General features: G+C 40.2%; 20 protein-coding genes. 9 read left to right on the top strand and 11 right to left on the bottom strand.

Annotated elements, in window-relative coordinates; genetic code table 11:
- Positions 1 to 16 precede the first annotated feature (16 nt).
- The 9 genes from ilvC to R2Q94_RS11475 all read left to right on the top strand — a co-directional run bounded on the left by ilvC (position 17) and on the right by R2Q94_RS11475 (position 10,241).
- Complete coding sequence (ilvC, locus tag R2Q94_RS11435) at positions 17 to 1,498, top strand: ketol-acid reductoisomerase (RefSeq protein ID WP_316821594.1); 1,482 nt, start codon at positions 17 to 19, stop codon at positions 1,496 to 1,498.
- A gap of 56 nt (positions 1,499 to 1,554) precedes the next feature.
- Complete coding sequence (gene leuC, locus R2Q94_RS11440; RefSeq protein ID WP_316821595.1) at positions 1,555 to 2,970, top strand: 3-isopropylmalate dehydratase large subunit; 1,416 nt, start codon at positions 1,555 to 1,557, stop codon at positions 2,968 to 2,970.
- 11 nt (positions 2,971 to 2,981) lie between these two features.
- On the top strand, positions 2,982 to 3,566 hold the full coding sequence (gene leuD / locus R2Q94_RS11445) for a 3-isopropylmalate dehydratase small subunit (RefSeq protein ID WP_316821596.1): 585 nt from the start codon (positions 2,982 to 2,984) through the stop codon (positions 3,564 to 3,566).
- Entirely contained in the window at positions 3,566 to 5,041 is a 1,476-nt protein-coding gene (locus tag R2Q94_RS11450) for an ATP-binding cassette domain-containing protein (protein WP_316821597.1), read from the top strand. Before leuD ends, R2Q94_RS11450 begins: the two co-directional genes overlap by 1 nt.
- 87 nt (positions 5,042 to 5,128) lie before the next feature.
- Positions 5,129 to 6,220, top strand: a complete 1,092-nt coding sequence (gene leuB, locus R2Q94_RS11455; protein WP_316821598.1) for a 3-isopropylmalate dehydrogenase — start codon at positions 5,129 to 5,131, stop codon at positions 6,218 to 6,220.
- A gap of 12 nt (positions 6,221 to 6,232) precedes the next feature.
- Positions 6,233 to 7,741, top strand: a complete 1,509-nt coding sequence (locus R2Q94_RS11460) for a 2-isopropylmalate synthase (protein WP_316821599.1) — start codon at positions 6,233 to 6,235, stop codon at positions 7,739 to 7,741.
- Between the two features lie 2 nt (positions 7,742 to 7,743).
- Positions 7,744 to 8,994 carry a threonine ammonia-lyase IlvA gene (ilvA, locus tag R2Q94_RS11465; RefSeq protein ID WP_316821600.1) on the top strand — a complete coding sequence of 417 codons (1,251 nt, stop codon included), beginning with the start codon at positions 7,744 to 7,746 and terminating at the stop codon, positions 8,992 to 8,994.
- Between the two features lie 190 nt (positions 8,995 to 9,184).
- Complete coding sequence (locus R2Q94_RS11470) at positions 9,185 to 9,679, top strand: YdeI/OmpD-associated family protein (RefSeq protein ID WP_316821601.1); 495 nt, start codon at positions 9,185 to 9,187, stop codon at positions 9,677 to 9,679.
- 142 nt (positions 9,680 to 9,821) lie between these two features.
- The gene (locus tag R2Q94_RS11475; protein WP_316821602.1) at positions 9,822 to 10,241 is read left to right on the top strand and encodes a hypothetical protein; all 420 of its coding nucleotides are present in this window, start codon (positions 9,822 to 9,824) and stop codon (positions 10,239 to 10,241) included.
- 36 nt (positions 10,242 to 10,277) lie between these two features.
- Here R2Q94_RS11475 and R2Q94_RS11480 read toward each other — a convergent pair whose 3' ends face one another.
- The 11 genes from R2Q94_RS11480 to hemB form a co-directional block, all read right to left on the bottom strand.
- Positions 10,278 to 11,270, bottom strand: coding sequence for an ABC transporter ATP-binding protein (locus R2Q94_RS11480; RefSeq protein ID WP_316821603.1), 993 nt, complete (start codon positions 11,268 to 11,270; stop codon positions 10,278 to 10,280).
- A gap of 88 nt (positions 11,271 to 11,358) precedes the next feature.
- Positions 11,359 to 12,168 carry an outer membrane beta-barrel protein gene (locus tag R2Q94_RS11485; protein WP_316821604.1) on the bottom strand — a complete coding sequence of 270 codons (810 nt, stop codon included), beginning with the start codon at positions 12,166 to 12,168 and terminating at the stop codon, positions 11,359 to 11,361.
- 24 nt (positions 12,169 to 12,192) lie between these two features.
- Positions 12,193 to 12,942: a hypothetical protein gene (locus R2Q94_RS11490; RefSeq protein WP_316821605.1), complete on the bottom strand. Its 750-nt coding sequence runs from the start codon at positions 12,940 to 12,942 to the stop codon at positions 12,193 to 12,195.
- The gene (locus R2Q94_RS11495; RefSeq protein WP_316821606.1) at positions 12,932 to 13,498 is read right to left on the bottom strand and encodes a sigma-70 family RNA polymerase sigma factor; all 567 of its coding nucleotides are present in this window, start codon (positions 13,496 to 13,498) and stop codon (positions 12,932 to 12,934) included. Before R2Q94_RS11495 ends, R2Q94_RS11490 begins: the two co-directional genes overlap by 11 nt.
- A gap of 86 nt (positions 13,499 to 13,584) precedes the next feature.
- Positions 13,585 to 14,130 (bottom strand): protoporphyrinogen oxidase HemJ, encoded by a 546-nt coding sequence (gene hemJ, locus R2Q94_RS11500; protein ID WP_316821607.1) that lies wholly within the window; start codon positions 14,128 to 14,130, stop codon positions 13,585 to 13,587.
- Positions 14,131 to 14,200: 70 nt separating this feature from the next.
- Positions 14,201 to 15,223, bottom strand: coding sequence for a uroporphyrinogen decarboxylase (gene hemE, locus R2Q94_RS11505; protein WP_316821608.1), 1,023 nt, complete (start codon positions 15,221 to 15,223; stop codon positions 14,201 to 14,203).
- A gap of 15 nt (positions 15,224 to 15,238) precedes the next feature.
- Entirely contained in the window at positions 15,239 to 15,754 is a 516-nt protein-coding gene (locus R2Q94_RS11510) for a hypothetical protein (protein ID WP_316821609.1), read from the bottom strand.
- The gene (locus tag R2Q94_RS11515; protein ID WP_015809248.1) at positions 15,754 to 16,458 is read right to left on the bottom strand and encodes a response regulator transcription factor; all 705 of its coding nucleotides are present in this window, start codon (positions 16,456 to 16,458) and stop codon (positions 15,754 to 15,756) included. The genes R2Q94_RS11510 and R2Q94_RS11515 overlap by 1 nt, the downstream gene beginning before the upstream one ends.
- 5 nt (positions 16,459 to 16,463) lie before the next feature.
- Complete coding sequence (locus tag R2Q94_RS11520; protein WP_316821610.1) at positions 16,464 to 17,330, bottom strand: HAMP domain-containing sensor histidine kinase; 867 nt, start codon at positions 17,328 to 17,330, stop codon at positions 16,464 to 16,466.
- A 27-nt stretch (positions 17,331 to 17,357) separates the two neighbouring features.
- Positions 17,358 to 18,731: a glutamate-1-semialdehyde 2,1-aminomutase gene (gene hemL, locus R2Q94_RS11525; RefSeq protein ID WP_316821611.1), complete on the bottom strand. Its 1,374-nt coding sequence runs from the start codon at positions 18,729 to 18,731 to the stop codon at positions 17,358 to 17,360.
- Positions 18,732 to 18,742: 11 nt separating this feature from the next.
- Entirely contained in the window at positions 18,743 to 19,711 is a 969-nt protein-coding gene (gene hemB / locus R2Q94_RS11530; protein ID WP_316821612.1) for a porphobilinogen synthase, read from the bottom strand.

The following is a 19,711-nucleotide window of genomic DNA, read 5'->3' on the forward strand; positions in this document are numbered from 1 at the left end:
CAAATAAAAAAAAAAGATGTCAAACTATTTCAACACGTTACCTCTTAGAGAAAAATTAAACCAACTGGGTGTATGCGATTTCATGGACAGTTCAGAGTTTCTGGATGGCGTAAATGCGCTTAAAGGCAAAAAGCTAGTAGTGATCGGTTGCGGTGCACAAGGATTAAACCAGGGTTTAAATTTAAGAGATAGCGGTTTAGACGTTTCTTATACTTTACGTAAAGAAGCTATCGAAGGTAAAAGAGATTCCTGGAAAAATGCTACGGAAAACAATTTTACAGTTGGTACTTATGAAGAATTAATCCCTACAGCTGATGTAGTGATCAACCTTACTCCGGATAAACAACATACTGCAGTAGTAAACGCAGTAATGCCATTGATGAAATCTGGTGCTACTTTATTGTACTCACATGGTTTCAACATTGTAGAAGAAGGCATGCAGATCCGTAAAGACCTTACGGTAATTATGGTGGCTCCAAAATGTCCTGGTAGTGAAGTAAGAGCGGAATATGTACGTGGTTTTGGTGTACCTACCTTAATTGCAGTACACCCTGAGAATGATCCGGAAGGAAAAGGTTTATTACAAGCTAAAGCTTATTGCGTTGGTACTGGTGGCCATAAGGCAGGTGTATTAAAATCATCTTTCGTTGCGGAAGTGAAATCTGACTTAATGGGTGAGCAAACCATTCTTTGTGGTTTGTTGCAAACCGGTTCAATCCTATCATTTGATAAAATGGTAGAAAAAGGAATCGATCCAGGTTATGCTTCTAAATTGGTTCAATATGGTGTGGAAGTGATCACTGAAGCCTTGAAACAAGGTGGTATCACTGCGATGATGGACAGATTGAGCAATATCGCTAAAATCAAAGCTTTTGAAATTTCTGAAGAATTGAAAACGATTATGCGTCCATTGTTCCAGAAGCATCAGGATGACATTATGAGTGGTGAATTTAGCCGTATCATGATGGAAGATTGGGCAAATGGTGATAAAAATTTATTGGCATGGCGTGCTGCTACCGGCGAAACTGCATTTGAAAAAACACCTGCAGGTGATGTTAAAATTGGCGAACAGGAATATTTCGACAACTATACTTTAATGGTTGCTTTCGTTAGAGCTGGTGTAGAATTGGCTTTCGAAACTATGGTTGAAGCAGGTATCAAACCTGAATCGGCTTACTACGAGTCATTGCACGAAACTCCACTGATCGCTAACACGATTGCTCGTAAGAAATTGTTCGAAATGAACCGTGTAATTTCTGATACTGCTGAGTATGGTTGCTACCTATTTGATTACGCTTGTAAGCCATTACTTGCTGAATTCATGAAAACTGTAGATACTGAATTGGTAGGTAAAAACTTTAATGAAGGTAAAGACGGTGCTGTGGATAACAGAGCATTGATTTCAGTAAATGAAGTGATTCGTTCACATCAGGTGGAACTTGTTGGTGCAGAGCTGAGAAAAGCGATGACCGCAATGAAATCAATTAAAACTGCCTAATCACCAATAAAACGGCTGAGGCTTTATCAGCTTCAGCCATTTAAAAAGAATAAAAGATGTCAAAAACATTAGTAGAAAAGATTTGGGATGCGCATGTTGTAAAAAGCGAAGCTGGATTCCCTGATATTTTATATATCGATACCCATTTGATTCATGAGGTAACTTCACCTCAGGCATTCGATGGTTTACGCAAAAGAGGTTTACCTGTATTCCGTCCGCAGCAAACTGTTGCTACGGCAGATCATAATGTTCCTACTTTAAATCAGCTACAGCCGATTAAAGAGGAGCTTTCCCGTTTTCAGGTAGATATGCTGACTAAAAACTGTGCTGAATTCGGCATTGAACTGTATGGTTTAGGTCACCCTTTCCAGGGAATTGTACACGTGATCGGTCCGGAGTTAGGAATTACCCTTCCAGGAAAAACGATGGTTTGTGGCGATAGTCATACTTCTACACATGGTGCATTTGGAGCCATTGCATTTGGTATCGGTACTTCACAGGTGGAGCAGGTATTTGCAACACAGTGTTTATTACAACAGCGACCTAAAACGATGAAGATCGAGGTGAATGGTGAATTGGGTACTGGTGTTTCTGCTAAAGACATTATTCTATACATTATTGCTAAAATATCTGCTGCCGGTGGTACAGGTTATTTTATCGAATATGCAGGTTCGGCCATTGAAGCTTTGAGTATGGAAGCGAGAATGACGATCTGTAACATGAGTATTGAAATGGGTGCCAGAGGTGGTTTAATTGCCCCTGACCAGATCACTTACGATTACATCAAAGGAAGAGAATTTGCGCCGAAAGGTGAAGAGTGGGATAAAGCACTTGCTTATTGGAAAACATTATATAGCGATGCTGATGCGAAATTTGATAGCGTATTAACGTTTGACGCAGCAGACATCAGTCCAATGATTACCTACGGCACAAATCCAGGTATGGGTATGGGCATTGATGCACACATTCCGTCAACAGCTGATCAGGCTGCTTCTGAACAAGCTTCTTTCCAGAAAGCTTTGGATTACATGGGCATCGAAGAAGATACAGAATTGGTAGGAAAAGCGATTGATTACGTATTTATCGGTAGCTGCACCAATTCCAGAATTGAAGATTTACGTGAGGTAGCTCAATTTGTAAAAGGTCGCCAGAAAGCTGAAAATGTAATTGCATGGATCGTTCCTGGTTCTAAACAAGTAGAACAACAGGCCATTGCAGAAGGATTAGATCAAATTTTCGAAGCTGCAGGTTTTCAATTGCGTGAACCAGGATGCAGTGCTTGTTTAGGAATGAATGAGGATAAAATTCCGGCAGGAAAATATTGTGTTTCTACTTCCAACAGAAACTTTGAAGGCCGTCAAGGTCCGGATTCCCGTACATTTTTAGCCAGTCCGCTAACCGCAGCTGCTGCTGCAATTACGGGTAAGGTAACCGATGTAAGAACTTTATTAGACGAAACCGCACACGCTTAATCCGAAGAATCATGAGAAAATTTGAAAAATTAACCTCGGCAGTTGTGCCTTTAAACATAGAGAACATTGATACCGATCAGATCATTCCGGCAAGATTTCTAAAAGCAACAACCCGTGAAGGTTTTGGTGAGAACCTGTTCCGCGACTGGCGTTACAATGGTGATCAGACTTTAAAAGCTGATTTCGTAATGAACAACCCAGACTATAGCGGAAGAATCCTGGTTGCAGGAAAAAACTTCGGTTGTGGCAGTAGTCGTGAGCACGCTGCATGGGCGATTCAGGATGCCGGATTCGATGTGGTGATCAGCAGTTTCTTTGCCGACATCTTCAAAGGAAATGCATTGAATAACGGTTTATTACCGATCCAGGTTACAGACGCTTTCCTGGCAGAAATCTTTGACACTGTTGAAAAAGACCATAACGCAGCACTGGAAATTGATTTAGAAAATCAAACTGTTACAATCGTTGCTACAGGTGCTAAAGAAGGTTTTGAAATCAATGCCTATAAAAAATCCTGCTTAATCAACGGTTATGATGACATCGATTTCATCTTAAACCAAAAGCAATTAATTGAAGAATTTGAACAAACAAGATAATGTCTAATCCCGTCGTCCATATCCATAACCTTAATTTAAAGTATCAGCAGAAACCTGTATTACAGGATTTGTGCTGGACGATAAATCGCAATGACCATTGGTTATTATGTGGCGAAAGCGGCAGTGGAAAAACTACTTTAGCGAAAGCAATTGCAGGTTTGGTCCCTACCCTACAGGGCGACATTCAATTGAATTTTGATCCATCTTCTGCATTACCGGCAAAGGTTCATTATGTGACCAACTGGTATCAATTTAAAGATCTTGAAGGGGCGTCAAATTTCTATTACCAACAACGTTACCAGAGCTTGGCTACTGCAATTACTGCCACAGTGATTGCAGAGTTGACACGCTTTGGAAATGACCAGCAACTTTCATTTGAAACTTTAGAGCAGCTGTTAACCGCTTTAGGTTTTGCTGCTTTAAAAAACTCCTCACTTTTACAGTTATCTAGCGGAGAACATAAGAAATTACAATTGGTCAAGGCTTTATGGTCTAAACCTCAATTGTTGATCTTAGACCAACCTTACAATGGATTAGATAAACTTTCCCGTGCAAATCTGAATGATTTATTAACCGAAATATCGGAAAACGGAACACAATTGATCATTATTGGTAATGATAGAGAATTGCCAGTAACGATCAATCGCTTTGCAGTATTAAAAGAGGGTAAATTACAAGAAATTTCTTCCCCTGAATTGAATCAGAATAAAGTGGAAGAAATCATTAGGCCTTTACCTGCTTTTCTTCAAAGGGAAGTTGTTCCTGGTTCAGATTCCAGTGATCATATCATCAAAATGATTGATGTGAATATCAGATATGGAGACAAACAGGTATTAAAAGATATCAACTGGGAAGTGAAAGCAGGTGAAAAATGGCTTTTACAAGGTCATAATGGTTCTGGAAAATCTACGCTATTGAGCTTAATCAGTGGAGATCATCCTCAGGCTTATGCCAACAATTTTTACTTATTCGGGAATAAAAGAGGAACTGGGGAAAGCATCTGGGAGATCAAAGAGCGCATTGGCTTAATCTCACCAGAGTTACACTGGTACTTTGATGCTTCTGCCACCGTTTGGCAAAGTATCGCCTCTGGTTTTTACGACAGCTCAGGATTGTATTGCAGTCCGGGTTCCACAAAACATGCTCAGGTAGATGAACTGATCCAATATTTCGGATTATCGGCCTACAAAAACACCTTGATGAACGAGCTGCCTTTAGGGAAACAACGCTTAACCTTATTGGCCAGAACAATCGTTAAAAAACCAGAAATACTGATCCTGGATGAACCTTGTCAGGGTTTAGATCAGCAACAAACACAACATTTCAACAGGCTGGTAGATGAATTGTGTAAGGACGGCACCACGTTAATTTACGTTGGGCACTTTGAATCACAACTACCGGAATGCATTGAGAAAAGAATATTACTCGAAGACGGTGCAGTACAATCCGTTAAACAATTATTACAAAGTATTTAAAAATGAAGTGATGGTTAGCGCCATACTGCCTCGAAACAGTTTTCAATTGGCCAATGATCACTTCATAACAGATAAAAACATATACTGATGAAAAAAAATATATTAGTCATTCCTGGTGATGGTATCGGACCTGAGGTTACAACCTGGGGTAAAGCCGTATTAGAAGAGATTGCCAAAGGTTTCGGACATGATTTTAGCTATGATGAAGCACTAATGGGCCATGCGGCAATTGAAGCAACTGGAAATCCATTACCAGATGAAACATTAGAAAAAGCACAGAAAAGTGATGCGATTCTTTTTGGTGCAGTAGGCCATGCAAAATACGACAATGATCCTTCTTTGAAAGTTCGTCCGGAGCAAGGTTTACTTAAAATCCGTAAGGAATTAGGCTTGTATGCTAATTTACGTCCGATTTTATTGTTTGATGAATTGTTGAATGCTTCCAGCATCAAACCTAATATATTAAAAGGTACAGATATTCTGTTTTTCAGAGAGCTTACAGGAGATGTTTATTTCGGTGAGAAAAACCGTTCTGAAGATAAAAATACAGCTTCAGATTTGATGATTTACCACCGTTATGAAGTAGAAAGAATTGCCCATAAAGCATTCGAAGCTGCCATGAAACGTAGAAAAAAATTATGTTCTGTAGATAAGGCCAATGTATTGGAAAGTTCTAGATTATGGAGAGAAACAGTACAACAGGTTGCAAAACAATACCCGGAAGTAGAAACTAGTCATATGTTTATTGACAATGCTGCGATGCAATTGATCAAAGATCCAAAGCAATTTGATGTGGTATTGACAGCGAACTTATTTGGTGATATCTTAACCGATGAGGCTTCACAAATTGCAGGTTCTATGGGGATGTTGGCTTCAGCTTCTGTTGGAGAAAGCACTGGTTTCTTTGAGCCAATCCATGGTTCTGCACACGACATTACAGGAAAAAACCTGGCGAACCCACTGGCTTCTATCCTATCTGTTTCTCTGATGCTGGAAATCGGTTTCGGATTATTAGCAGAAGCGAAAGTCATCATCGATGCCGTAGATCAGGTATTGAAAGAAGGCTACAGAACAGGCGATATTGCCGATGATACGACCAAAGCTGACCAGATTCTTGGAACAAAAGAAATGGGACAATTGGTTTTAAAATATATTTCACAGCATACTAAATCTAACTAAACACCAAGAATTATGTTACACGATCCTAATAGAGTCTATGTGTTTGACACCACCTTACGTGATGGTGAACAAGTGCCGGGTTGCCAGTTGTCGAGCCCAGAGAAAATTCAAATTGCAAAAGCGCTTGAAGCACTTGGAGTAGATGTGATTGAAGCAGGTTTCCCTATCTCAAGCCCTGGAGATTTCCAGAGTGTGGTGGACTTATCAAAAGCGATAAGGGAACCAATCATTTGTGCATTGACACGTGCAAATAGAAAAGACATTGATTCCGCTGTTGCGGCATTACAATACGCGAAGAGACCAAGGATCCACACTGGAATTGGTTCTTCAGACATGCACATTAAATATAAATTCAACAGTACGAGAGAAGAAATTCTGGAAAGAGCGGTTGCAGCAGTAAAATATGCAAAGCAATTTGTAGAAGACATTGAGTTCTTCGCAGAAGATGCTGGTCGTGCAGACAATGCTTATTTAGCACAGATGATCGAAGCGGTAATTGCTGCCGGGGCAACTGTAGTGAACATTCCTGATACGAACGGCTACTGTTTGCCGGATCAATATGGCTCAAAAATCCTTTACCTAAAAGAAAACGTTAAAAATATCGACCAGGCGATCATCTCTGTTCATTGTCACAATGACTTAGGTTTAGCTACTGCAAACAGTCTTGCAGGGTTGATCAACGGTGCCCGTCAGGTAGAATGTACCATTAATGGGATTGGTGAACGTGCTGGAAATACTGCATTGGAAGAAATCGCCATGGTATTGAAAACACACCATGCCCTGAATTTAACCACAAACATCAACAGCAAACATTTCACTGAAATCAGTGGTATGGTGAGCCGCATGATGCACATGCTAGTACAACCAAACAAAGCCATCATCGGTCAGAATGCCTTCGCACACAGCTCAGGAATTCACCAGGATGGTTTCCTGAAACACAGAGAGAACTATGAGATCATCAATCCTGAAGATGTAGGTTTGAACTCAGCAGACATTATCTTAACTGCACGTAGCGGTCGCCATGCCTTAAAACATCACTTAGAGCGTTTAGGTTATGACATCGACCGTTTAAACCTGGATCAGGTTTATGAGCGCTTCTTGATCATGGCTGATGAAAAGAAAACCATCTGCGATGATGATATTCTTTTCTTAATGAGCGATGGTGAAGAAGGTGCGGTAAAAAATGGATACAAACTAAACTTATTGCAGGTACTTTGTGGTGATCCATTGAGCCCTACGGCCAGCATCAGACTAGAACATGAAGGGGTAGAAAAAGAAGCCATGGCTACCGGAAACGGTCCTGTGAATGCGACGATTAAAGCCATTCAATCTATCGTTGGTAAAGATATCCTATTGAATGAATTCACCATTCAGGCAATGCATGGTGGCAGCGATGATGTGAGCAAGGTAAACATGAAGGTTTCTTATGAAGGAAAATCTTATGTAGGCTATGGTTTTAGTACAGATATCGTAAAAGCTTCGGCCAATGCCTATCTGGATGCAATGAATAAATTTATCTAAAAATGAGTGTAGAAAAAGAAGTGATACTGGATTTTCTGGCGGCAGCAGAACGATTAAAAGGTACGGTAAAACGTACCCCTTTAGAATATAATGCAGGACTTTCTAAAACATACCAGGCGGATATTTACCTGAAAAGGGAAGATTTGCAACTGGTACGCTCTTATAAATTAAGGGGTGCTTACAACATGATCAGCAGCCTTGATCCTGAGCAGGTAGCCAAAGGAGTAGTTTGTGCCAGTGCTGGAAATCATGCACAAGGCGTGGCACATTCTTGCAAAAAGCTGAACATTAAAGGGGTTATTTTTATGCCGGAAATTACCCCTAAGCAAAAAGTGAAACAAACAGAAATGTTTGGTGGCGACCATATTGAGATTGTCCTGGTAGGTGATACTTTTGATGATTGTTTGAGAGAAGCTCTGGCTTATACTGCAGCACATCAGATGACTTTCGTCCCTCCTTTCGACAATACCAAAGTAATTGAAGGACAGGGTACGGTAGGTGTAGAGATTTTCGAAGACCTTCCGGAACTGGATATGGTGATCATGCCAATTGGTGGTGGTGGCCTGGCTTCAGGCGTAGGTAGTTATTTGAGAAACCTGAAACCATCCATTGAATTGATTGGCGTAGAGCCTGAAGGTGCACCTTCGATGAAACATGCCCTCAATACCGGTGCACCTGTTTTATTAGGTGATATCGATCGTTTTGTAGATGGAGCTGCTGTAAAAAGAGTGGGCAACCTGACTTTTGAGTATTGCAGAGAGCTACTGGATCAAATGTTATTGATTCCTGAAGGGAAAATCTGCACAACTATTCTGAAGCTTTACAATGAGGATGCCATCGTGGTAGAACCTGCAGGTGCTCTGGCTGTTGCCTCTCTAGAGCAGATTAAAGACCAGATCATCGGTAAAACAGTTGTTTGTATCGTGAGTGGTGGAAACAACGATATTGAAAGAATGCAGGAGATCAAAGAAAAATCATTACTTTTTGAAGGATTGAAACATTACTTCATTGTTCGTTTCCCACAAAGACCAGGAGCTTTAAAATTGTTTGTGAACAATGTTCTAGGTCCGCATGACGACATCACCAGGTTTGAATTTATTAAAAAAACAAACCGTGAAAGTGGCCCTGCATTGGTGGGTATTGAATTGCAGGAACCAACAGATTACGATGCTTTATTACAAAGGATGAAAGAGTTTAAATTTGAGATCATTGAACTGAACAACGATCAGACTTTATTCGAATATCTGGTATAAATTTTTATCCGTTTATAAACCCCAAAATTACAGGTAAAGGCCTTTTCATCTTTGAAGGGCCTTTTCTTGTATACGTTGTTTCCCTTTGTTTATGATTCTCAACCCCCATACCTTTCTTTATACCCGGGTTTGCTAAAATATCTATAATTTTACATCAGTGATCAACAGTTCAGATGTAAGAGCAGGTTTTATGCAAGAATTACCATTAATTGAAGAGGATTTATTACTTGAACGCTTCCCTGGGAAAGGCGGATGGACTTATGTACGCTTCCCTGAAATCGTAAAAGGAAAGCATCTTTATTTTGGATGGCAAAAGGTAAAGGGATTCGTTGATGGTTATGAAATTAGTAACGCAACCCTCATGCCGATGAAAAAAGGAATACTTTTTCTTCCGGTTAAAGCAGCCATCCGCAAGGAGATTAAAAAACAGGAGGGAGACCGTGTAAGGGTGTGTTTATATCCGGACAGCGATCCTAAACTGGAAATTGCCAATGAAGATTTCATTGAGTGTTTAAAAGATGAGCCCGCTGCATGGGCAGCCTTTCAAAAACTATCTTCGAGCAAAAAGGAAGAATGTTTTAGCTGGCTCATGGACACTCCTATCCTTCAAACCAGAATCCAGCGCATGGCAGATGCCATCACAAATCTGGCTTCAGGGCTTCCTTTTCATTCTAGCAAACGCTAATTATTAATTGCTTATCATCTGAATAATAAGTAAATTACCATACTAAATTCTGTATCACATTTTAATTACAGTACAAATAAAAACAGAATTGTATTTTTATGGCAACAGATTTGCTATACGCAAGAACAAACACACAAATCAGATGAGAAAAATATTACTATTATTACTTTGCACGGCCACGCTAGGTTTGGCTTCTTGCAAGAAGGAGGTTATTGTTGATCCAGGACTTCCTAATGAGACCATTGAAACGATAATTGCACCAAGTGCATGGGTTTCAATCAACGGTGGAGAAACCTTAACGACTACCATTTCTTTCCCTGAACTTGATGCGCCTACATTTTTGAACGACGGTCTGATTGTTGCACTTTATCCAGACAATTCGGTAGCAGAATACAGAGGAATGCCTTTTACCTACAATGGATTGGCCTATAGTTACACGGCCAGAAGAGGATCTATAACAGTTGATATTGAGACCAGTGGAGATAACAATTTAATTCCAACCAGGCCAGTGGTTCCAATTGGATTAAGGGTAACTATTGTAACTTCAACCTTAAGAAACTAAGATTAAATACGGCTTATTGTTTAAAACTTAAGCCATTTATAAAGACAAGAAACGACCAATGTTCGCCTGAACGTGGTCGTTTTTTTTATGTATTCCCCTATTCAATTGAATTGCCCTGATTTTCACTCCTTTTCTTTCCAACAGTAACTCTTCATAAAATCCTTTATAGTACACATCTTTCACTTCATATCTGCGACTATTCCAGGAATTATTCAGTTCTACCCATTCCGGGTAAAATACCGCATGACCTTCTGTTACTTCTAAACCTAGCTGATGCGCTTCTTCAGCATTCAATACCACTGCATTTCCCAGCATTCTGGCCGTATAAATGTGTTTTGGATGCTGGTAAATATCAGCTGGTTTACCGCGTTCCATCAAATGACCATCTTTCATGATCAACAATTCATCAGCAAGGAATAGTCCATCTGCAGGATCATGAGAAACCATGATTACGGTTACACCCGTTTCTGCTGCGATTCTTTTGATATCTGCACGAAGCTGGTTTTTAAGTAATGCATCTACCTGACTAAAAGGTTCGTCTAACAATAAAACAGAAGTATCAGTAACCAAGGCTTTGGCAATGGCTACTCTTTGCTGCTCTCCCCCACTTAATTGGGTGATCTTTTTATCTTTCAGGTGACCGATATGCAAATGATCCATCATTTCCATCGTTTTCTGATGTTTATGATGCACATCTGTATTGGCCATCATGGCAGCGATGTTATCGTATACTTTTGCATAGATGTTTAAGGAAAAGTCCTGGGTTACCATTTTCATTTCCTTATGTCCAGGGATCAGGAGTTCATCGGGTCCAAATACCCTTTCATTGTGATAGAAAATCTCCCCTTCATCTAACTTCAATAAGCCATACAGACATTTCAGCAAGGTGGATTTCCCACTCCCACTTTCTCCAATAATGGCAATGATGTCTCCCTTATTAATGTCGAAACTAATGTTGCGGATTCCCGATGCCTGTTCCTGCTGGTACTGCTTACTAATGTTGTTAACGCTGATGATTTTTTCCTTCACGCAGTAAAGATAAAGTATTTAGCCTTGCCACAAAAAAATCCCGTAACCTATGAAGGTTACGGGATCAGATATATTTGTGTGTGTGTGCTTAGTTCAATCCCAGGGTGACTCCAAAAGCCATGTTCTTTAGTCCTTTTTGTGCAGTAGTGGTAAACATATCATTGAAATAATATTTGGTAAAGATACCCAAGCCACCATAACCAATACGCAGGGAACCACCATAACGGAATGGCTCAAAATTATAGTCATCTTTAAACTTCTCCTTTCCTCTCTCTTTGCTCACTTGTTTTACCTTTCCATTTAAAAGGAAGGCCACTTCTGGTCCGAATACAAAGTAGAAACGTTTACCATGGGTATTTTCTTTGGTACGCAATTCAAAATTCAGGGGAATATGTACATAGCTGTTCGACAACCTGTTTTTAGAAAATACGATCGGTTCCTGATCATACTCCATTGTTGGACTATTCTTTTTCAGGGTAATATTTTGTTTCAAACGGATCATTGTCCAATCAAAACCACCGGCAATATAAATTTTAAAATGAGGGTCAAAACGATAGCCAAACTGTAAAACATCAAATGAAACTGTACTTGTTTTTCCTCCTGTATAATCCAGAAACTCATTCTTATCTGATAAAGAGAAACTACCATTATCGATCAATCTTGAAAAACCAATATCCAGGCGTGTCAGGGTGATTCCTCCCATAAAACGACCATGATTTGCCTTTGCTTTAGTAGTACTATCTTTACCATTAATGCTAATGGAGATCAAGCCATTATCTATACCGAAAGTCGATTTCTTTTTAACGCTCTCTTCAGTATCCTGTTGTGCTGATGCGCTTTGTGCCATAACACCGGCAAGCCCGCTTACCAAAAGTGTTGTCCAAATTAGTTTCTTCATATTATTGGTTTAAGCTGTGTGTTTCTATTTGTTCCTTTTTGAGTTGAATTTTAAAATGCCAATGTTTACTGCGATTAAGGAAGAGTTGTCGTCATCATCGGTTTTAAATTGTATAAATTTCTTTTCTCTTTTATCCAGTTTATCTACTACAAAATTGATGACATCCCCTACGTTTCTTATCCCCTTTCTTTCTCCTCTATCTTCTGTTTCTGTCATCGTGTTGTCCCCTTGTTGAACATCAGGGATCACCACATTAGCGATCACATTTTCAGTTGGCAAATCAATGATTGGTTTTACTTCCTCTTTCAAAGTATTACTCGGTTCAACCGCTTTTATTTGATGACGCCTGATCTGATCATTACGTTGCAAGGACAGAGAATTATTTTCCTGAACCAGGTTTTTCAACTTCATTTTAGGTGCTAAAATTAAAGGCGTACCTTCAGATTCAGTTGAATTCACAGCTACCGAAACCACTGAGGTTTCATTAGAATGAGCTAATCCGGAAGCATCACCTGAATCCTGAACTGCAGGAGTTTTTTCTAAAGCAACCGCTGGTTTTCCCTGTAATTGTAGCTTTTCAGTATCCCTGGTCAATAAACCTACAGACACCGCAATTACTGCCAATGCGGCTGCCGCCCAATAAACCGGAAACACCCGTTTTTTCTTTGTTGGGCTCAGTACCTTTTCAATATTCCCCCATAGATCCGCTGAAGGCATCATTTCTGCCTCTTCAAATTTATCTTTGAACAACTGATCAAAATCTTTATCCTGCATAGCTTGCATAATCTATACCCTCCATTTTTATAATCTCTTCTCTTAAGATCGCCCTTGCTCTAGACAACTGCGATTTACTTGCTCCTTCAGAAATTCCCAATTTTTCAGCAATTTCCTTGTGAGAATATCCTTCTATGATGTACATGTTAAAAACCATTCTATACCCATCAGAAAGCTTTTGAATTACTTTCAATAGGTCCTGCATCCCTAATCTGCCAAAGTCAAATCCGGTACCTGCCTGCTCGTAAGCATCTTCAATAGGCACCACACTCAGACTGCGTAAATTTTTTCTATAACTCTCAATTGCGGTGTTGACCATGACTCTTCTCATCCAGCCTTCAAAAGAACCATCTCCTCTATACTCATTAATCTTTTGAAAAACCTTGATAAAACCCATTTGCAAAACATCTTCTGCTTCCATCCGGTCCTTTGCATAGCGCATGCAAACCACCAGCATTTTAGATGCGGTTTGCTTATATAGCGCTTCCTGCATCTTCCGCTTGCCGGCTTTACAGCCTTCCATGAGTTCATTTATCGTATACTGCGTCAAAATCATCTGTTTGTTTGGTATATAGTAGATGAGCATCGCAGCCTAAAGGTTGCACGCAACAGGAAAAATAAAGAAAAATAATAAAAAGGGGATTAGCAGTCGTGCTTTTTACGGTAGGATTTATACCATTTTACGCACATCATGATCACGCAGGAGAAAACAGCCAGACCTATTAGCCCATAAATCCAATTTACTGCGTTTTTAAGCACTACAGTGAACACAATAGCAACCAACAGGATTGTGGCCACTTCATTCCATAACCTCAGCTTAAAGGAGCTGATTTTACATTTGCCATGTTTCAATTGATTCATTATCCGCTGACAAATGAAATGATAGATCAATAGGAGTACAACAAAACCCAGCTTCACATGGAACCAGCCAAAAGTCATCAGACTGGGTCTAAGGCAAATCATCGTGATACCTGCAGCTACAGTCAGGACCATAGCAGGAGTGGTGATGATATTCCAAAGCTTGGCTTCAATACGCTCATACTCCTTTTGAAGAATATTACGTTCCAATTCTGGTCTCGTTTCGGCCTCTACATGGTAGATAAACAATCGGACACTATAAAACAACCCCGCCATCCAGCTAACCACGAAGATGATGTGCACAGAGAGTACGTAATAATAGTATTCCATTTTGTTTCCTTTTTGATCTTTAAAAAGGCCATCTGAAAAGCAAGCTTTAAAGATGGCCTCGTTTATATAATTAGTATCTGAATTCTTTAACTACTTCGATTGCATATTTCACGTTATCGAATGGGATGTCTGGCATGATGCCATGACCAAGGTTAAAAATAAAACCTTTTTCGCCACGCATGCGCTCGAACAACTGAAGGATTGTTTTCTTAATCACAGGTTTATCTGCATATAAGATAAACGGATCCAGGTTACCCTGAACTGCGATACCTGCAGGCAGACTTTGTTTAATGTTTAATAAATCAGCGTTCCAATCTACCGAGATCACATCAGGCTTAGCCTGAGCCATGATCGGTGCAAATACAGAACTACCTTTACAGAAAGAGATCACAGGGATATCTTTTCTATTCAGGTTGGCAATGATTTCCTGGATATAGCGGTGAGAGAATTCCTGATAATCGTTCCATGACAATGCCAGGGCCCAGCTATCAAAAATCTGAATTGCGTTTACACCAGCAGCAATCTGAAGGTTCAGGTATTCTGCAGTTACTTTAGCGATTTTAGCCAATAAACGGTGAGCAATTTCAGGATGGTTGTGCATCAACAGCTTCGTTAACTTGAAATCTTTAGAAGAACCACCTTCCACCAGGTAGCTCATCACTGTAAATGGTGCACCAGCAAAACCGATCAATGGAATACTTCCATTCAAACGTTGCTGAATCACTTTAATGGCATCTGCTACATACTGTAACTTATCCAGACAATCTACATTTAAATTGTCTACATCCTGCACGCTACGTACCGGGTTCGCGAACTTAGGTCCTACACCTTGCGTAAAGCTCAGGTCACCGCCCATCGCTTCACCTGTTACTAAAATATCAGAGAAAAGGATGGCAGCATCGATGCCCAGTAAGTCAACAGGTAACATCGTTACATCCGCTGCAATTTCTGGCGTTTTGCACATCTCCAGGAAAGAGTATTTGTTTTTGATTTCCCAGTACTCAGGCATAAAACGGCCAGCCTGGCGCATCATCCATACCGGTGGACGTTCTGTTTGCTTCGAAAATGCGGCATCTAAAAATAACGTGTTCATCTATATTGTGTTTGTTTATAATCGATTTGCTTCTTGCTCAATTTTACTTATGATCTCTTGTGCCCTAGGCGTTACCGCCAGTTCTTTGGCACGCTCCAGGTATGCTCTGGTGCGCTCCATGTCTTTTTTTCGCAGGGCGAGATTGGCCAGGTGAATCATCACAAAAGCCTTGTCGTTTTTCCCACCTAATGGAAAGCGACTGGCGATTTGAAAATGACGTTCAGCGGTTTCATATTCTTCTCTTTTCAAGGCGATATTGGCGCGCATAAATTCGTAATATCCCCTCCTGTTTCGCGCTAAGCGATCCGGATTAGGGACCTCTCCCAGTATCTTTTCTGTCCTTTCGTAATCTCCGTTCTTAAAATACTTGGAAGCCAGTAAAATCGAGCTGTGCTTGAAATGGCTCCAAACCACAAAGGCAAAGAAAAAACCGGCCAATACAGCCAGTTGAATTTGATCGTAAAAAAGGCACACTCCCGCGGCAATCAGAAAGAGTGCCATGAGGGCATACCTGCCTTTATTATTATACATTAATGGATATCTGTGAATTTATAACCTACACCTCTGATGGAATGGAAATAAACCGGGTTCTTTTGATCTGGTTCGAAATACTTACGGAAAGTAAGGATAAAGTTATCAATCGTACGCGTTGAAGGATAAACATCATAATTCCATACCGTTTCCAAAATCTGTTCACGGGATACTGCTTCATTCTTACGTTCGATCAGTAACTTCAATAACATCGTTTCTTTCTTGGTTAAAGGAACAATCACGCCGTCATCCTGTTTCAATTCGAAAGAGTTGAAATAGATGGTTTTATCTCCAATTTTATAGGAATTGATCTCTTTCAGGTCGTCCGCTTTCATGCTGCGTTTTACCAAAATACCTACTCTCAGGATCAACTCTTCCAGGTTGAAAGGTTTCACCAGGTAGTCATCAGCACCTTTTTTCAAGCCCATTACACGGTCTTCACTCGTGTTCTTAGCCGTTAAGAAAAGGATAGGTACTTCGGTATTTTCTAATCTGATGGTTTCACAAACCTGGAATCCATCCATCTCAGGAAGCATTACATCCAGAATGATCAGGTTAAAACGTTCTTCTTTAAAAACTTTTAAAGCCGTCTTACCGTCTTTTACTGCATGAACTTTATAGCCTTCCAGTTCAAGGTTCAATTTTATAGCATCTAACAAGTGGTCTTCATCTTCGACCAGTAATATTCTTAATTTCTGTTGCATAATGATCAACTAAATGTAATTTCAAAAATAGCACCATGCGGTACGTTATCTCTAACGCTAATATCAGCGTCGTGCATTTGTAATACTTCCTTAACAATAAACAGGCCTAATCCTGTCCCTTTTGATTTTCTTACATTCTCATTACCGACACGATAAAATTTGTCAAAAATCAACATTTTTTCCTGATCTGGAATACCTGGACCCTTGTCGGCCACCATTAAAAATGGATGACCATCCTTCACTGTCAATTCGACATCTATTTCCGCACATGGGCCTGAATATTTGACAGCATTTTCAATCAGATTCGTCACCACAGAGGACAAAGAAAATTGATCTCCAACTACCTTTATACCAGGAGTTATTGCTACAGTAATCACCTGCTCACAACCACATGAATGGATTTGAAGGCGGTCTGTGACCTTGCTTACCAACTCTGAAAAGTCAAATTCTTCTTTTGGAAAAGAAAGCGAACCATTTTCAATTTTAGTAGCCAGCAACATGTTTTCTACCAGGTCATCCAAACGCTCAATGTCCTTTAGGGAATTGTTCAGTAAGGAAGTTTGTCTGGCTTTATCCAGGTCACGTTTAATGATCGTTTGGACAGACAATTTAATGGCTGCCAATGGCGATTTTAGCTCATGCGTTACAGAAAGTAAGAAATTCTGCTGTTGTTCCCTCAACCGGTCTTCTTTTTTAATCGACTGGTGTAAAAAATAGGCACCTACACACAGTAGAAAAAGGAATACAGATCCCTCTCCCATTACCATGGCCATTCTGGCAGGCTCCAATCTTACCACCAACGCTCCCCAGGAGATCAACTGTACCAAAGAGTACAGTAATAAGAAATAAAAGATGATGATTGACTTCTTCAAAGCAGCTTGTTTTACGATCTAATATATTTATTTGTTTCTGAAAACCACATCAAGACTATCGAAGATAGCTCTTTTTGCTTTCTCCAGCTCAATTTTAGTATGTGCTGCAGAAACGAAACCTACTTCATATCCTGAAGGACCTAAGTAAATGCCTCTGTTCAACAACTCTCTGTGCATCAGTTTGAATTTATCCATACTTGCCGGATCAATGTCCTCAGCAGCCTGAATTTTATCTTTATCTGTAAAAGCCATCCAGAAGATAGAACCTACATGAAATACTTTCAGTTTGTAATTTCTGGCGGTTGCAAAACGCTGAATGCTTTCTGCAAATTCTGTGGCTTTATTGTTTAACTCTTTGTAAAAACCTGAACGTAATAATTCAGTTAACTGGGCAATCCCGGCGGCCATAGCTACCGGATTTCCTGATAAAGTACCAGCCTGGTATACACCTCCATCAGGAGAAATATGACCCATAATCTCAGCTGAAGCACCGTACATCCCTACTGGCAATCCACCACCGATGATTTTACCATAAGTAACGATATCTGGTTTAACGCCATAATAAGCAGCAGCACCTTCAAAACCGATTCTGAATCCGGTAATCACCTCATCAAAGATCAATAAGGCCTTTTGCTCTTTACAGGTTTCTTCCAGGAATTTGATGTATTCAGCATCCTGCATTAACAAACCGTTATTTGCTGGAATACCTTCAATAATTACTGCAGCAACTTCATCTTTAAACTGTGCGAAAGCCGACTTCAGTGCTTCTCTGTCGTTCAATGGGATAACAATAGTTTCCTGAGCGAAAGATTTTGGTACACCTGCAGAAGAAGTTTCTCCAAAAGTAACCAGGCCAGAACCTGCTTTTACCAATAGAGAATCGGTGTGGCCATGGTAGCATCCTTCAAATTTGATGATTTTATCTTTCCCGGTATAACCGCGGGCCAATCTAATCGCCGACATCACCGCTTCAGTTCCTGAGCTGGTGAAACGGATTTTCTCTACGAATTTGTTGTTTTTAATGATCAGTTCAGCAAGCTCGTTTTCCAATGCAGTGGGTGCGCCAAAGCTCATTCCATTCTGCATCACTTCCGTCACTTTTTCCCTAACCTTAGCGTTGTTATGACCCAAAATTAATGGGCCCCAGCTTCCGCAAAAATCTATAAATTGATTACCATCGGCATCCCATACAAAACAGCCATCTCCTTTTTGAATGAACAAAGGAGTGCCATAAACTGATTTGAAAGCTCTCACCGGAGAGTTTACCCCTCCTGGGAAATAGTTTTTTGCTTTTTCATACAGTTCTGCCGACTTTTCTCTCGAAATATCAGGTTTACTACCAGTGTTTACCGGCAACTCGCCTTCATTTCCTGAAAACATTTTTTTTAAAGATTCTAACATATTTTTTTTACTTACAACCAATTCTTTTCAACCATATCCCTGATGTGATACGTAGTAATGATACTTGCACCTGCGCGCGCAAAGGCATGCATGGTTTCCATCACTACTTTCTGCTCATCAATCCAGCCTTTTTCCGCAGCAGCCTTTACCATCGAATATTCACCCGATACATTGTAACAAGCGATTGGCACATCTGTATGTTGTTTCAGGTTATGCATCACATCCAGGTAAGCCAGGGCAGGCTTCACCATCAGTACATCTGCACCTTCACTTTCATCCAATAAAGCCTCTCTTAATGCTTCGTTACCATTTCTAAAGTCCATCTGATAAGCTTTTCTGTCGCCCTTGCTAGGCGCACAATCTGCCGCTTCACGGAAAGGTCCGTAATAAGCAGAAGCAAATTTTGTAGCGTGCGACATAATAGCCGTGTTTACAAAACCTTGTCCATCCAATAAATGTCTCATTGCGGAAATCCTGCCATCCATCATATCTGAGGGAGCCAGCATATCTGCACCTGCTTCCGCATGTGCCAATCCCATTTTTGCAATTACCTCTACTGTCGGGTCATTCTGAACGTAATCGTCCTTCATAATCCCACAGTGTCCATGAGTGGTATAAGAACAAACGCAAACATCGGTAACTACGTACAAATCTTCTCCAAAGTTTTTCTTTAACAGGCGAACTGCCGAAGGCACCAGGGAATGATCATGATATGCGGATGCGGCATCTTCAGATTTCTCATCTCCAACACCAAACAGCATGATTTTGTTCACACCTAATTTCAACCCTTTCTCCACATCCTTCAATAAAGTATCTTCAGAAAAATGGCTGATGCCGGGCATTGCGCCTAAAGGATGTACTACATTTTTTCCTGGTACTACAAAATACGGAAAAATGAACATGTCTTTAGATAACCTCGTTTCAGCTACCATTTCCCTCACTAAAGGATTCTTTCTCAATCTACGCGGACGGTGCACCAT

This window comes from Pedobacter gandavensis (assembly GCF_032678465.1).
GTDB lineage: Bacteria > Bacteroidota > Bacteroidia > Sphingobacteriales > Sphingobacteriaceae > Pedobacter > Pedobacter gandavensis_B.

Excerpts from the sequence above, each read along its gene's own strand:
- R2Q94_RS11450 (WP_316821597.1), top strand. The coding sequence starts at position 3,566 with ATGTCTAATCCCGTCGTCCATATCCATAACCTTAATTTAAAGTATCAG.
- leuD (WP_316821596.1), top strand. The coding sequence starts at position 2,982 with ATGAGAAAATTTGAAAAATTAACCTCGGCAGTTGTGCCTTTAAACATA.
- hemL (WP_316821611.1), bottom strand. The coding sequence starts at position 18,731 with ATGTTAGAATCTTTAAAAAAAATGTTTTCAGGAAATGAAGGCGAGTTG.
- ilvA (WP_316821600.1), top strand. The coding sequence starts at position 7,744 with ATGAGTGTAGAAAAAGAAGTGATACTGGATTTTCTGGCGGCAGCAGAA.
- R2Q94_RS11470 (WP_316821601.1), top strand. The coding sequence starts at position 9,185 with ATGCAAGAATTACCATTAATTGAAGAGGATTTATTACTTGAACGCTTC.
- hemJ (WP_316821607.1), bottom strand. The coding sequence starts at position 14,130 with ATGGAATACTATTATTACGTACTCTCTGTGCACATCATCTTCGTGGTT.
- R2Q94_RS11495 (WP_316821606.1), bottom strand. The coding sequence starts at position 13,498 with ATGATTTTGACGCAGTATACGATAAATGAACTCATGGAAGGCTGTAAA.
- R2Q94_RS11475 (WP_316821602.1), top strand. The coding sequence starts at position 9,822 with ATGAGAAAAATATTACTATTATTACTTTGCACGGCCACGCTAGGTTTG.
- ilvC (WP_316821594.1), top strand. The coding sequence starts at position 17 with ATGTCAAACTATTTCAACACGTTACCTCTTAGAGAAAAATTAAACCAA.
- leuC (WP_316821595.1), top strand. The coding sequence starts at position 1,555 with ATGTCAAAAACATTAGTAGAAAAGATTTGGGATGCGCATGTTGTAAAA.
- R2Q94_RS11460 (WP_316821599.1), top strand. The coding sequence starts at position 6,233 with ATGTTACACGATCCTAATAGAGTCTATGTGTTTGACACCACCTTACGT.
- leuB (WP_316821598.1), top strand. The coding sequence starts at position 5,129 with ATGAAAAAAAATATATTAGTCATTCCTGGTGATGGTATCGGACCTGAG.
- R2Q94_RS11510 (WP_316821609.1), bottom strand. The coding sequence starts at position 15,754 with ATGTATAATAATAAAGGCAGGTATGCCCTCATGGCACTCTTTCTGATT.
- R2Q94_RS11515 (WP_015809248.1), bottom strand. The coding sequence starts at position 16,458 with ATGCAACAGAAATTAAGAATATTACTGGTCGAAGATGAAGACCACTTG.
- hemB (WP_316821612.1), bottom strand. The coding sequence starts at position 19,711 with ATGGTGCACCGTCCGCGTAGATTGAGAAAGAATCCTTTAGTGAGGGAA.
- hemE (WP_316821608.1), bottom strand. The coding sequence starts at position 15,223 with ATGAACACGTTATTTTTAGATGCCGCATTTTCGAAGCAAACAGAACGT.
- R2Q94_RS11485 (WP_316821604.1), bottom strand. The coding sequence starts at position 12,168 with ATGAAGAAACTAATTTGGACAACACTTTTGGTAAGCGGGCTTGCCGGT.
- R2Q94_RS11490 (WP_316821605.1), bottom strand. The coding sequence starts at position 12,942 with ATGCAGGATAAAGATTTTGATCAGTTGTTCAAAGATAAATTTGAAGAG.